13 protein-coding genes are annotated in these 13,510 nt (G+C 65.4%); 6 read left to right on the top strand and 7 right to left on the bottom strand.

All coding sequences use genetic code 11. The features are described from left to right. The first annotated feature begins 56 nt into the window (after window positions 1-56). The 3 genes from ACNJYD_RS18700 (at window position 57) to ACNJYD_RS18690 (ending at window position 2,954) form a co-directional block, all read left to right on the top strand. Entirely contained in the window at window positions 57-803 is a 747-nt protein-coding gene (locus ACNJYD_RS18700; RefSeq protein WP_172783717.1) for a TetR/AcrR family transcriptional regulator, read from the top strand. Between the two features lie 256 nt (window positions 804-1,059). After that, window positions 1,060-1,662, top strand: a complete 603-nt coding sequence (locus ACNJYD_RS18695) for a PepSY domain-containing protein (RefSeq protein WP_172783824.1) — start codon at window positions 1,060-1,062, stop codon at window positions 1,660-1,662. A 254-nt stretch (window positions 1,663-1,916) separates the two neighbouring features. After that, complete coding sequence (locus ACNJYD_RS18690) at window positions 1,917-2,954, top strand: aspartate-semialdehyde dehydrogenase (protein ID WP_439367375.1); 1,038 nt, start codon at window positions 1,917-1,919, stop codon at window positions 2,952-2,954. Between the two features lie 96 nt (window positions 2,955-3,050). Here ACNJYD_RS18690 and queA read toward each other — a convergent pair whose 3' ends face one another. The 5 genes from queA to coaD all read right to left on the bottom strand — a co-directional run bounded on the left by queA (window position 3,051) and on the right by coaD (window position 6,239). Next, window positions 3,051-4,124, bottom strand: a complete 1,074-nt coding sequence (queA, locus tag ACNJYD_RS18685; protein ID WP_439367374.1) for a tRNA preQ1(34) S-adenosylmethionine ribosyltransferase-isomerase QueA — start codon at window positions 4,122-4,124, stop codon at window positions 3,051-3,053. 122 nt (window positions 4,125-4,246) lie between these two features. Next, entirely contained in the window at window positions 4,247-4,711 is a 465-nt protein-coding gene (locus tag ACNJYD_RS18680) for a peptidylprolyl isomerase (RefSeq protein WP_018642141.1), read from the bottom strand. Further along, window positions 4,708-5,133: a hypothetical protein gene (locus ACNJYD_RS18675; RefSeq protein ID WP_439367372.1), complete on the bottom strand. Its 426-nt coding sequence runs from the start codon at window positions 5,131-5,133 to the stop codon at window positions 4,708-4,710. Before ACNJYD_RS18675 ends, ACNJYD_RS18680 begins: the two co-directional genes overlap by 4 nt. 8 nt (window positions 5,134-5,141) lie before the next feature. Then, on the bottom strand, window positions 5,142-5,705 hold the full coding sequence (locus tag ACNJYD_RS18670; protein WP_439367370.1) for a peptidylprolyl isomerase: 564 nt from the start codon (window positions 5,703-5,705) through the stop codon (window positions 5,142-5,144). A 36-nt stretch (window positions 5,706-5,741) separates the two neighbouring features. Next, window positions 5,742-6,239, bottom strand: coding sequence for a pantetheine-phosphate adenylyltransferase (gene coaD / locus ACNJYD_RS18665; protein ID WP_172783711.1), 498 nt, complete (start codon window positions 6,237-6,239; stop codon window positions 5,742-5,744). 268 nt (window positions 6,240-6,507) lie between these two features. On the opposite strand from coaD, the gene ACNJYD_RS18660 reads away from it, so the two are divergent. The 3 genes from ACNJYD_RS18660 to ACNJYD_RS18650 all read left to right on the top strand — a co-directional run bounded on the left by ACNJYD_RS18660 (window position 6,508) and on the right by ACNJYD_RS18650 (window position 9,820). After that, complete coding sequence (locus ACNJYD_RS18660; protein WP_172783710.1) at window positions 6,508-6,765, top strand: hypothetical protein; 258 nt, start codon at window positions 6,508-6,510, stop codon at window positions 6,763-6,765. A gap of 207 nt (window positions 6,766-6,972) precedes the next feature. After that, on the top strand, window positions 6,973-8,826 hold the full coding sequence (locus tag ACNJYD_RS18655; RefSeq protein ID WP_439367489.1) for a potassium transporter Kup: 1,854 nt from the start codon (window positions 6,973-6,975) through the stop codon (window positions 8,824-8,826). Between the two features lie 34 nt (window positions 8,827-8,860). Further along, window positions 8,861-9,820, top strand: coding sequence for a phosphotransferase family protein (locus ACNJYD_RS18650; protein ID WP_439367368.1), 960 nt, complete (start codon window positions 8,861-8,863; stop codon window positions 9,818-9,820). A 9-nt stretch (window positions 9,821-9,829) separates the two neighbouring features. Here ACNJYD_RS18650 and gyrA read toward each other — a convergent pair whose 3' ends face one another. Both gyrA and ACNJYD_RS18640 read right to left on the bottom strand, forming a co-directional pair. Beyond that, entirely contained in the window at window positions 9,830-12,568 is a 2,739-nt protein-coding gene (gene gyrA, locus ACNJYD_RS18645; protein ID WP_439367366.1) for a DNA gyrase subunit A, read from the bottom strand. A 356-nt stretch (window positions 12,569-12,924) separates the two neighbouring features. Then, the gene (locus ACNJYD_RS18640; protein ID WP_172783707.1) at window positions 12,925-13,419 is read right to left on the bottom strand and encodes a single-stranded DNA-binding protein; all 495 of its coding nucleotides are present in this window, start codon (window positions 13,417-13,419) and stop codon (window positions 12,925-12,927) included. Between the last annotated feature and the right edge of the window lie 91 nt (window positions 13,420-13,510).

Here is a 13,510-nt window from a genome sequence, read left to right as displayed (position 1 = left end):
TTGCTGCGCGTTATAGAGCAAAGACGACCGTCAGAAACGCGCAGGAATCATTGGGCATGGGATTGACTGCGACTAAGGCAAGACCGGCAGCGCCACGGCGCGAGGTGCCGAAATCGCGCGGCGGCCGGCCGACCAAGACCGCCGCGATCGAGCGCGATCAGCGGCTGATCGAGGTCGCCACCCGCCTGTTCCTGGACCGCGGCTTCGATGCGACCTCGCTCGATGCGGTCGCGGAAGCGGCGCGGGTCAGCAAGCCCACCGTCTATTCCCGCTATGGCGACAAGCGCGGCCTGTTCGCCGCCGTGCTGAGGCGCGAGATCGAGCGCTGGCTTGCGCCGCTGTCGGCAGCGGCGGAGACGCAGCTCTCCAGCGCCTCGAACATTCCGGTCGAGCAGCGGCTGGTCGAGATCGGGCGCGAGATGCTGACCTTCACCTGCGGCCCCGATGCCGTCGCCTTCAGCCGCATGATGACGGCGCAGGCCATCAACTTTCCCGACGTCGCCAAGCTCGGCAAGGAGGAAGGCTGGCTCAAGGCCGTCGCCACCACGGCGCGCTTCTTCGACCATCTGGTGGCGCAAGGCGCGCTCGATGTCGAGGACACCACCATCGCAGCCGAGGTGTTCCTCGACGTCGTCGTCGGCCACACCCACCGCATGGCGACGTTCGGAACGGCGCTCGAGATGAAGTCCGCCGAGAAGCGCATGCGCGCGGCGATCAAGCTGTTCCTGGCGGGCGCGCTGGGACCTGCCGACCGCGTCCAGGGCGGCCCGAAACTCACGCCGCGGCGCCGCTCCGCCCGCTGACAATTCCGTGAGCTTGCGGACTTTCCCCGAGGCGGATGGCGTGGCGTCATTGACCGAAACAAAACGATACGGTATGGTTTAATTATAAGTCGGTACGGGCCGCTTTTTCACCAGCCCCAAAGAGGTCCGGACCGCTTCGATCGCCATTGCGGGTACAGTACAGCCTGCCGCGGCGCTCGGCGGCCGGCCGATGCCCAAGGCCGGCCGCGAATTCTTTACGATCATCCGGCACACTCGCTGGCCGAGGGTTTCGAGCATGACCACTGCCAAACGATGGACCTCGTACCTGCTTGCGGTCGCAATGCCCGCGCTGCTCTTCGCCGCGCCGGTACAGGCCGTCGTGACCGCGAGCACGCCGACCGCGCTTCACAGCGACACAGATGGTGATGCCGAAGCGGACCGCCAGGCAGTCAGCCGCGAAATAGAGCGATTCCGCGGCTCGTCGATCACGATCAGCCAGGCCATGGCGATTGCCGAAGCCCGCCATGCCGGCGCCACCACCGCCGATGTGAGCTTCGACGGCGGCTCGGGCGTGCCGGTCTACCGGGTAAAGACCCTGCACAACGACCGGATCTGGCGCCACACCATCAATGCCGCGACGGGCGAATTCGTCGGCGGGGAAGCCGCCCTCCCCCTTACCGAGCTCGACCGCGAGGACCGCAGCAACCTCGCAGCGCTAGGTGCGATCAGGCACCGCCTCTCCGATGCCGTGCGCGTCGCCGAGCGCGCCGCTGCGGGCAAGGCGATCAGCGGCGGGCTGGTCCGCGAACGCGGCCGGCTGAACTTCTCGATCGTCGTCGTCAGCGGCGACGATCTCAAGGAGGTCACCCTGGAGCCGCCGGGAGCCAAGGCGAAATAGCGGGTGCTAAATAGCGGGTGCCGAATAGCGGCACGCCGCCCGCGGCATCGATCGGGCCGAAAAGCCATTGACGGGGGCAAGACTCTCCCGCATAAGTCGCCGCCATGTTCACGACCACCAAACGCACGACCAAAACCACCACGGCCGAAGGGGCCCGGGGAGGCGTGCGCGCGTAGGTCGTCGACTTAAACGCATCAGCTCTACGGCAAGCCCCGCCCTCGATGGTCCGGGGCTTTTTTGTTGTCTAAAACGCAATGGAGGACAAAGTGAGTAACGATCCCGTCGTCGCGATTGTCGGCGTCACCGGTGCGGTGGGCGCCGAATTCATCGCCACCATGGACAAGCGTGGTTTCCGCGTCGGCAAGCTCAAGGCACTGGCGAGCGCACGCTCGGCCGGCAAGACGGTGTCGTTCCGCGGGCACAGTGTGGTCATCGAGGAGTTGACCGAGCGTTCTTTCGACGGCGTCGACATCGCGCTGTTCTCCGCCGGCGGCAGCATCTCCAGGAAGTATGCGCCGATCGCGGTCAAGGCCGGTGCCGTCGTGGTCGACAACTCCTCCGCCTTCCGCATGGACCCCAACGTGCCGCTGGTGATCCCCGAGATCAACGCCAGCCGCATCCGTGACCACAAGGGCATCATTGCCAACCCGAACTGCGCCGCGATCACCGCCCTGGTGCCGCTCTGGCCGATCCACCAGAAGAACCGCATCAAGCGCGTGATCATCTCGACGTATCAGGCGGCTAGCGGCGCCGGCGCCGCGGCGATGGAGGAGCTCGTCGAATCCACCCGCGCCAATCTCAACGGGCAGGTCTATACGCCCAAGGTGATGCCGCACCCCTACGCCTTCAACCTGTTCAACCACAACACCGCCATCGACCCCGAGACCGGCTACAACGACGAAGAGACCAAGGTCATCAAGGAGACCCGCAAGATCTTCGAGGACGAGAGCATCGCCGTCGGCGTCACCTGCGTGCGCGTGCCGGTGCTGCGCGCCCATTGCGAAGCCATCACCTTCGAATGCGAGAAGCCGATCACCGAGGACCAGGTCCGTGCCATCATGGCGCAGGCCCCCGGCGTCAAGGTAGTCGACGACCGCGCCAAGAACTACTTCCCGATGCCGATCGACGCTTCGGGCCAGGACGACGTGCTGGTGGGTCGCATCCGCAAGGATCTCAGCGACGCTAGCGGCCATTCGATCTCGATGTTCGTGGCGGCGGATCAGCTGCTCAAGGGCGCCGCGCTCAATGCCGTGCAGATCGCGGAGCTCTTGCCGCAGCGGGTGATGGCGTAACCGAAGGTGCGTAGGGTGGATTAGCCGAAGGCGTAATCCACCTCTTGTGCTTGCGCGGAAGAGCAGTGGTGGGTTACGCCTTGCGGCTAACCCACCCTACCGCTCTGCCCTGAACAGCAAACACGCATCGCCATACGAATAGAACCGGTACCCGCTCCCGATTGCGTGCGCATAGGCCTGCTTCATCGTCTCCAGCCCCGAAAACGCCGACACCAGCATGAACAGCGTCGACTTCGGCAGATGGAAATTCGTCATCAGGACATCGACCGCGCGGAAGCGATAGCCGGGCGTGATGAAGATCGACGTCTTGGCGGCGAATGGCTGGATCGTGCCGTCCTCGCTCGCGGCGCTTTCCAGCAGCCGCAATGACGTGGTGCCGACCGCAACGATGCGGCCGCCGCTCTTCCGCGCAGCGTTGAGGCGCTCCGCCGTCTCGGCCGAGATCGTGCCCCATTCGGCATGCATCTTGTGGGCTTCGGTGTCGTCGACCTTCACCGGCAGGAACGTCCCCGCCCCGACATGCAGCGTCACGCGGTTGATGCCGACGTCGCGGTCGCGCAGCGCTTGCTCAAGCGCCGGCGTGAAATGCAACCCCGCGGTGGGAGCCGCAACAGCGCCTTCATTGGCCGCGAACATGGTCTGGTAATCCGCGAGATCCTGATCGTCGGGCGTGCGCTTGGAGGCGATGTAGGGCGGCAGCGGCGGGCTGCCGAGATCGGTGATGGCCTGGTCCAGCGCCGGACCGTGGAACGAGAACGACAGCGTCACCTCGCCCTCGGTGCCCTTGGCCTCCACCTCTGCGTCGAGATGGCCGAGCAGGCAGACCTTACCCTCGTTGCCGAAGCGGATGCGATCGCCGGGGACGAGCTTCTTCGCCGGCTTAACCAGCGCCTGCCAGCGCGAGCCGTCGAGCCGCTTGATCAGCGTCGCCTCGATCTTCGGCTCGGTCTCGCGGCCAATGCGGCGGCCCTTCAATTGCGCCGCAATCACCTTGGTGTCGTTGACGACGAGCTGGTCGCCGGGCCTCAGCCATTGCGGCAGGTCGGCGATGGTCTGATCGCGCAGCGCGCCGTTCTCGACGACCAGCATCTTCGCGGAATCGCGCGGGCTCGCCGGGCGCAAGGCGATACGCTCGGCGGGCAGGTCGAAATCGAAGAGATCGGTGCGCATGAGCGAGCTTGGTCGGTGTCATGCCCCGCGAAGGCGGGGCATCCAGTAACCGCCAGTGGTAGTTACGACAACGATCGTGAGTACTGGATCGCCCGCCTGCGCGGGCGATGACAGGACCGCGCTTACTCCTTGTCCGCGGCCATCCGCGCCTTGACGATCTTGTCGGGGTTCTGCACCGGCTCGCCGCGCTTGATCTTGTCGACGTTCTCCATGCCCTCGGTGACCTTGCCCCACACCGTGTACTGGTTGTCGAGGAAGCGGGCGTCGTCGAAGCAGATGAAGAACTGGCTGTCGCCGGAATCGGGATTGGCGGCGCGGGCCATCGAGGCGGTGCCGCGCACATGCGGCTCCTTGTTGAACTCGGCCTTCAGCTTCTTGCCCGAGCCGCCGGTGCCGGTGCCGTGCGGGCAGCCGGTCTGCGCCATGAAGCCCTCGATCACGCGGTGGAACACGATGCCGTCGTAAAAACCCTCGCGGACCAGCTCCTTGATGCGCGCGACGTGGCCCGGCGCGAGGTCGGGCCGCATCTCGATGGTGACGGGGCCCTGCGTGGTCTCGAGGATCAGGGTGTTTTCGGTGACGCTCATGCTCGTCTCTCTTGCGTTGGGGGTGAAGTCTTGTCGGGTGACGTTTTGCGGCTGCGGAACTGGATCGCGAATGGTCGCCCCGCGGCGGCACCGGCCATTGCATCGGTAAATGGCACCGGCGTGCAGCGTTGCAACGCCTCCATCACCGCGATCCGGTATTGCAGCCGGTCATTGTCGGAGGCCTCCGCGGATTCATAGGTAATCCTCGGATGGCCCAGAATGTTTCCGGCCCGGTTAAAGCTCACGACGACGGTGATGTCGAGGGGGCGCGCCCTGGCCGGCGACGGCGGTCTCCAGCAGGTGCGCAGGTGCCGGAAGATGTCCTGGATCGTGTCGACCCGGGCGGCCTCCGCGGCGGCACGGGAGGTGCCGAGCAGCAGCATCGCGGCAATCAGCAGGAGCCTGCCACCGCGGCGCGCCATGGCCGCGCCTATTTGACGTCGGAGGCGACCTGCACCTTCACCATCTTGTCGGGATCGGTGACGGAGCCGCCGGGCGAGCCGGGGGGCGCCTTCTTCAGCTTGTCGACGACGTCCATGCCCTGCACGACCTCGCCGATCACGGTGTACTGGCCGTCGAGGCTGCCGCCGTCGGCGAACATGATGAAGAATTGCGAGTTGGCGCTGTCGACGCTGTCGCCGCGCCGGGCCATGCCGACAATGCCGCGGGCAAAATGCACCTTGGAGAATTCCTGCTTCAGGTTCGCATATTTCGAGCCGCCGGTGCCGTTGCCGTTCTGGCCATCGCCCGTCTGCGCCATGAAGCCATCCATGACGCGGTGGAACGGCACGTTGTTGTAGAAGCCTTCGCGCGCGAGCTGCTTGATGCGTTCGGCATGCTGGGGCGCGATGTCGGTCCTGAGCTTGATGACGATGCGGCCCTTGGTGCTGTCGATGACGATGGCATTGGCCTTGTCGAGATTTGCCGGCAATTGCTGTGCCGCCGCCGGCACCGCGAACAGAAGCGCGGCAAGAACTGCGAGAATTCGGATCATGACAACTCCGGATCAGAAAGAGAAGGAAGCGCGCCGTTATCCGGCGAATTTGGCCTTGAGCTGTGCCGCGACCTGCGGCGGGACGAAGGCCGAGACGTCCCCGCCCATGCCGGCGATCTGGCGCACCAAAGTGGCGGTGATCGGGCGGACCATGGGAGAGGCCGGCAGGAAGACCGTATGCACCTCGGGCGCCATGGCCTCGTTCATGCCGGCGAGCTGCATTTCGTAGTCGAGGTCGCTGCCGTCGCGCAGGCCCCGGATCATGATGGTCGCGCCATGCTTGCGCGCCGCGGTGACCGACAGATCGTCAAACGTCGTCGCCTCGAGCACGCAGCCGGCCTGGGCCGCGATCGGGCCGCAGACGTCCTCGAGCATCTTCAACCGCTCCTCGGTCGAGAACAGCGGCTTCTTGCCGGGGTGCACCCCGATTGCGACCACAAGCCTGTCGCACAAGGAAACGCTGTGCCGGACCACGTCCAGATGGCCGTTGGTGATGGGGTCGAAGGAACCTGGGTAGAAGGCAATGCGCGGCATGGCCCCGTCCTACCGCGCCCGGCCCGGGCCGGCAAGCCGGGCAGGTTCCTTGTCCGTTTCCGGTCCAGTCACACGTAGATGTCTCCCCAGACGTCGGCAACGGCCGGTTTGTTTCGTCCTGCGGGTAGCCACGAAACAAAACGGACCGCGAACGAAACCATTTCCGGCGCCCGCGAAGACGTCCGGAAACTGGCCATGGTTACTAATCCGGCCAACGAACGACGGGTCGCATGCTGGGCGCAGGCGGCCGCATCACAGGGGACTGTCAATGATCAAGGCTCTTTCAGCGATCGCTCTGTCTGCGTGTGTTGCCGCGGCCCTCACCCTCCTGCCCGGCTTTGCCCCGACGGTCGAAGCCAGCGTGCCGCAGCCGCTGGCCAAGAGCGACCGGCTCGATATCCGCACCGTCGGCCGTGACTGCTCGCAGCAGGCCTGGCCGAATTTCGAGGCGTCCTGCCTGCGCCGCGCCGGCAGCAAGGCCAATGTCCGGGAGGCGCGCCTCGTGACCGCCGACCGCACGCCGTAGTCGGATCTGTCAGTTTCGCGTCAGGAAGGTCCCTCAAGATAAACCCCAAGATAAATCCCATGGCTATTTGCGACGTCTCGTCGCAGACTGCGTCATGCTCGCGCCCGTCGGAATGGCCCGCCGGGCGCGATTCCATTGGGGGATTTGCCGTTGTCCAGCACACCTGCAGTTGCCTCCGGCCACCACCCTGATGCACTGCCGGTTGCCATGACCATGGGCGCCCTCGGCGTGGTCTACGGCGATATCGGCACCAGTCCCCTCTACGCCCTGAAGGAAGCCGCCAAGGCGGCTGCCCATGGCGGTACACTCACTCACGACGCTGTCCTGGGGGTTGCCTCGCTGATCCTGTGGGCGCTGCTCCTGATCATCTCGCTGAAATATGCACTGCTGATCCTGCGCGCGGACAACCGCGGCGAAGGCGGCATCGTCGCCCTCCTGGCTCTGCTCCACGCGCGTAACGCGCAAGCCGGCACCTGGCGTGCGCATCTCCTCGTCGTCGGTCTCGTCGGCGCGGCCCTGCTCTATGGCGACGGCGCGATCACACCGGCGATCTCCGTGCTCAGCGCCATCGAGGGCCTCAAGGTCGATGCCCCCTCGCTCGCACCGGTGGTCGTGCCCGTCACCGTCGCCATCCTGATCGGGCTGTTCATGATGCAGAAGCAGGGCACCGGCTTCATCGGCCGCATCTTCGGCCCGGTGATGCTGGCCTGGTTCGTCGTGCTCGCCGCGCTCGGCATCCACGGCATCGTCAAGGCGCCGGCGGTGCTGGCCGCGCTCAGCCCGTTTTATGCGTTCAATTTCCTGATCCACCAGGATTTTCACGTCTCCTTCGCCATTCTCGGCGCCGCCTTTCTCGCGGTGACCGGGGGCGAGGCCATGTATGCCGACATGGGCCATTTCGGCCGCTTGCCGATCCGGCTCGCCTGGTTCGCGATCTGCCTGCCCGCGCTGGTGCTGAACTATTTCGGCCAGGCCGCGCTCTTGATCACCGATCCCACCATGATCGAGAATCCGTTCTTCCAGCTTTGCCCGGACGCCCTGCACTATCCGCTGGTCGCCTTCTCGGCGGTCGCGACCGTGATCGCCTCGCAGGCGATCATCTCCGGCGTGTTCTCGCTGACCCAGCAGTCGATCCAGCTCGGCTTCCTGCCGCGCATGCAGATCCGCCACACCACCAGCGACGCGATTGGCCAGATCTACGTGCCGCTGGTGAACTGGCTGCTCGCTGCGGCAACCCTCGGGGCGGTGCTGAGCTTCGGCACCTCGGACGCGCTCGCCGGCGCCTATGGCATCGCCGTGTCGCTGCTGATGGCCATCACGACGCTGCTCGCCGCGCTGGTGGCGATCCAGTGGGGCTATTCGCCCTGGCTGGTGGCCGGCGTGAACGGGGCATTCTTCGTCATCGACCTGATCTTCTTCTCGGCCAATTCGATCAAGCTGTTCGAGGGCGGCTGGTTTCCATTGCTGCTCGCCGGCCTCGTCGCCTTCCTGATGCTGACCTGGCGCGCCGGCGTGAGGCTGGTCGAAGCCGCGCGCGGCCAGCTGCGCCAGCCCGAGGAGGATCTGATCGAGACCGCGGTCAACAGGTGCCATGCGAGGCTGCCCGGGACCGCCGTGTTCCTGGCCTCGGCGCCGCGCGGCGTGCCGCTCGCGCTCACCCAGTTCGTCAAGCACAACCGCGTGCTGCACGAGCGCGTGCTGCTGGTCACCGTGCTGATCGAGGAATCCCCGCACATTCCCGACGACGAACGCGCCGAGGTGATCGAGATCATTCCCGGCATCACCCGCGCGATCCTGCACTACGGCTTCATGCAGAACCCGACGATCTACGAAGGCCTGAAGCTCGTTTGCCAGCAGGGCAAGCTGCCCGGCATCGACCTCTCCGAGATCACCTATTACGTCGGCCGCGAAACCATCATCCCGCGCGAGGACGTCCCGGGCATGTGGGTCTGGCGCGAAGGCGTGTTCGCCTTCCTGCAGCGCAACGCCGAACGCTCGGCCGCGTTCTTCGGCGTGCCGACCAAGCAGGTGGTGGAGTTCGGGACGGAGCTGGAGATTTAGGGAAGCTCGCCAGGCTGCATGAGACAGGTGCGAAATGTTCAACGAGCCGCCTCTGCAGCTGAAGCCTCGGCTGACGATCTCGGTCGATCAGGTGCAGTCAATCGTCCGTCGGATGTCTCCGAACGCGTCGGTGCTGGACGTCACCGAACTGCATGGCGGCGAGATCGGTACTGTCCTTGAGGTCGCGCTGGCGGATTCGCCAGCCTGCATCCTCAAGGCCTACCCTGCATCGCTGCAGTGGAAGATGGCAAAGGAAGTCTACGTTCTTGGGCTTTTCCGTGACCTTGACATAACCGTTCCCAGCGTACTGTTCGCCGACAACACGCGATCGGTGATCGACCTCAACTACGTCCTGATGACCAAGCTTGACGGCACGGTGCTCGGCCGGCGAGAGGCGGTGCTGACAGACGCACAGCTGTTCGAAATCTACGCCGAGATGGGCGCGGCGCTCCGCAGGATCAATGACATTGCCCTCGACAGTTTTGGCTATATCGGCCCCGACGGGGTGTGGACGGCATATCCGAGCAATCATGCCTACATGTCCGCGCAACTCGAAAGGAAGCTGAAAGAGTTCTGCGTGCGGGGCGGTGATCCCGCACTTGCCGAGCGGCTCCGGGATAGCGTTGTGGCTCGCCAGCATCTGTTGAAGGCGGCAGTTGTCCCTCGCCTGTGCCATTACGACTTCCACGCCGGAAATATCCTGGTGACGTCGCAGGGCGATCCGCACCTGTCCGGCATCGTCGATTTCGAGAATGCGACGTCCGGTGATCCGCTGATGGATATCGCGAAGGCGATCTATTATTTCACAGCGAAGGACGCGCCGAAGCGAGAAGGATTGCTCGCGGGCTATGGCAAGATCGAGCGCCCTGACTGGCAGGAGACGCCCGATCTCTACCGCATGTACTGCACGCTGGAGCTATGGTGCTGGATGGCACAGATCGGCAAGCACGAGGCGCTTGCCGATCTTACCAAGGAGCTCGCGAGCGCTGCATAGAACAGGGCATCACGCCCCGTTGCCGTTCTCGCCGTTGCCGCTCTCGGCCTCTTCCGTGATGTGCTCGACCGAGACGACGTGCTCGTCCTCGGCAGTGTCGAACACGATCACGCCTTGGGTCGAGCGGCCGGCGATGCGGATGCCTTCGACCGGGCAGCGGATCAGCTGGCCCTTGTCGGTGACCAGCATGATCTGATCCGCCTCCTCCACCGGAAACGAGGCGACGAGATTGCCGTTGCGGTTGTTGACGCTCATGGCGACGATACCTTTGCCGCCGCGGCCGGTGGTGCGGTACTCGTAGGACGAGGTCCGCTTGCCGTAGCCGTTGACGGAGACGGTCAGCACGACCTGCTCCTGCGCCGACATCTCGACATAGCGCTCCTGCGGGAGCTGGAAGCTGCCCGAGGTCTCCTCGGCCTCGGCATCGGCCGGCGCCTCGTCCGCGGCGGCTTCGCCCGCGACCGCGCGGCGCATCTTCAAATAGGCCGAGCGCTCGTCCGAGGTGGTGTCGACGTGGCGCAGGATCGCCAGCGAAATCACCTTGTCGCCTTCGCCGAGCGCGATGCCGCGCACGCCCATCGAGGTGCGCCCGGTGAACACGCGCACGTCGGTGACGGGGAAGCGGATGCACTGGCCGCCGGCCGCGGTCAGCAGCACGTCGTCGCGCTCGGTGCAGATCTGCACGTCGACGATCGCCTCGTTGTCGTCGAGCTTCATCGCGATGATGCCGGAGCGGCGCACGTCGACGAAGTCGGACAGCTTGTTGCGCCGGACGTTGCCGCCCGTGGTCGCGAACATCACGTCGAGCTGGCCCCAGGTCGATTCATCCTCGGGCAGCGGCATGATGGTGGTGATGCGCTCGCCCTGCTCCAGCGGCAGGATGTTGATCATGGCCTTGCCGCGCGCGTTCGGCGCGGCCATCGGCAGCCGCCAGACTTTTTCCTTGTAGACCTGGCCGCGCGAGGAGAAGAACAGCACCGGAGTATGCGTCGAGGCGACAAAGAGCCGGCTGACGAAGTCCTCGTCGCGGGTCTGCATGCCGGAGCGGCCCTTGCCGCCGCGGCGCTGGGCCCGGTAGGCCGACAGCGGCACGCGCTTGACGTAGCCGGCATGCGAGACCGTGACGACCATGTCCTCGCGCTGGATCAGATCCTCGTCCTCGACCTCGCCCTCCTGCTCCATGATCACGGTGCGGCGCGGCGTTGCGAACTCCGCCTTCACCTCGGCAAGCTCGGTCTTGATGATGTCGAGGATGCGCGCGCGCGAGCGCAGGATGTCGAGATAATCGCTGATCTCGCCGGCGAGCTTGGACAGCTCCTCGCCGATCTCGTCGCGGCCGAGCGCCGTGAGGCGCGCCAGGCGCAGCTCGAGGATCGCCCTCGCCTGCTCCAGCGAGAGGCGGATCGTCCCGTCTTCGTTGATGCGGTGACGGGGATCGTCGATCAGCGTGATGATGTCCTCGACGTCGCGCGCGGCCCAGTCGCGCGTCATCAGGGTCTCGCGCGCCGCAGCCGGCGTCGGCGAGTGCCGGATCACCTTGATGATCTCGTCGATGTTGGCGACCGCGATGGCCAGGCCGACCTGCTCGTGCGCGCGCTCGCGCGCCTTGCGCAGCTTGTATTTCGTCCGGCGGGTGACGACCTGCTCGCGGAAGCCGACGAAGATCGTCAGCATGTCCTTCAGGTTCATGGTCTGCGGACGGCCGCTATCGAGCGCGACGGCGTTGACGCCGAAGCTCGTCTGCAGCGGCGTGAACTTGTAGAGCTGGTTCAGCACGACGTCGGGCACGGCATCGCGCTTGAGCTCGACGACGACGCGGTAGCCGTCGCGGTCGGACTCGTCGCGCAGGTCGGAGATGCCCTCGATCTTCTTTTCCTTGTAGAGCTCGGCGATGCGCTCGACCATCGTCGCCTTGTTCACCTGATACGGGATCTCGGTGATGACGATCGCCTCGCGCTCTTTCCGGATCGTCTCGAAGGTGACCTTGCCGCGCATCACGATGGAGCCGCGGCCGAGATGATAGGCGCTGCGGATGCCCTGGCGTCCGAGGATGATGCCGCCGGTCGGGAAATCCGGGCCCGGGATGATGGCGTTGAGCTCGTCGATCGTCAGCGCCGGATTGTCGATCAGCGCGACACAGGCATCGATCACCTCGCCGAGATTGTGCGGCGGGATGTTGGTGGCCATGCCGACCGCGATGCCGCCGGCGCCGTTGACGAGCAGGTTCGGGAACCGCGCCGGCAGAACCACCGGCTCTCTTTCGGAGCCGTCGTAATTGTCCTGGAAGTCGACGGTGTCGTCGTCGATGTCCTCGAGCAGCTTCAGCGCGATCTTGGTCAGGCGCGACTCGGTGTAGCGCATGGCCGCCGGCGGATCGCCGTCGACCGAGCCGAAATTGCCCTGGCCGTCGATCAAGGGCGCGCGCATCGAGAAGTCCTGCGCCATGCGCACCAAGGCGTCGTAGATCGCCTGGTCGCCATGGGGGTGGTACTTACCCATGACCTCGCCGACGGCACCGGCGGACTTCTTGTGCTTCTTGTCCGGGGTGTCGCCGCGATTGTTCATCGCGAACAGGATGCGGCGGTGCACCGGCTTCAACCCGTCGCGCGCATCGGGCAGCGCACGCGCCACGATCACGCTCATGGCGTAATCGAGGTAGGACTTCTTCATCTCCTCGTAGATGGAAACGGGGCGAATGTCCGAGGGGTGCGCCGGCTGGTCGCCGGGCTTGTTGTCGTCGTCAGCCAAGGGGGAATCCGGTGAGGTTTTGTCTGGGAATCATATAGCGCATCCGGGGTCGGATAACCACCCTGGCAGCCGCTCGGAAAGCGCTTTTTCCGCTTATTTTTCCAATAACTTACGGCCTCAGAGCCGCGCCCTGGACGGCCACGGAATCGACCCTCCAGAACCACCCGCAACGCCGGCCTGAACACCAGGGAAGCGGCGCCCCGTCAGCCAGCTTTCCGCTGCGCAACGGACCTCACCCCAAACATGAAGCGGGCCCGGAAAATCCGAGCCCGCCCAGCCAATTAGTAAGGTTTGCTGACCCGATGCGGGAAGCGCGATCGAAATCGCCGCCTCACCGGGCCGAGCGGTCCGCCCGCTCAGAACGGGATGTCGTCGTCCATGTCGCTGTTGCGACCGCCGCCAGCGGCAACCGGACGGCGCGGCGCGCTGCTCACGGGTCCGGAGGAGCCGAAATCGCCGCCCGGCTCGTCGGCGAAGCTGCCGCCTCCGCCGCCGCCACCGCGGCCGTCCAGCATCGTCAGCGTCGAGTTGAAGCCCTGGAGCACGACCTCCGTCGAGTACTTCTCGACGCCGCTCTGGTCGGTCCATTTGCGGGTCTGCAGCGCACCCTCGATGTAAACCTTCGCGCCCTTCTTCAGATACTGTTCGACGACCTTGCAAAGCGGCTCAGAGAAGATCACGACGCGATGCCACTCGGTCTTCTCCTTGCGCTCGCCGGTGTTCTTGTCGCGCCAGGTCTCCGACGTCGCGATGCTCAAATTCGCGATCGGCCGCCCGTCCTGGGTGCGGCGGATTTCAGGATCCTTGCCGAGATTTCCAACCAGAATGACCTTGTTGACGCTTCCCGCCATCGCCGCTCTCCACTCCGAATGCCACTGAATTTCAAAAGGGGCCAATCCCGCTGCCCGCGTTTCTCTGCGCCCGTCGAGGCGACCCTATACG

This window comes from Bradyrhizobium sp. SPXBL-02 (genome assembly GCF_051853065.1).
Lineage (GTDB): Bacteria > Pseudomonadota > Alphaproteobacteria > Rhizobiales > Xanthobacteraceae > Bradyrhizobium.
Note: the sequence above shows the minus strand (reverse complement) of the source record. Positions and strands in the feature narration are given on the sequence as shown.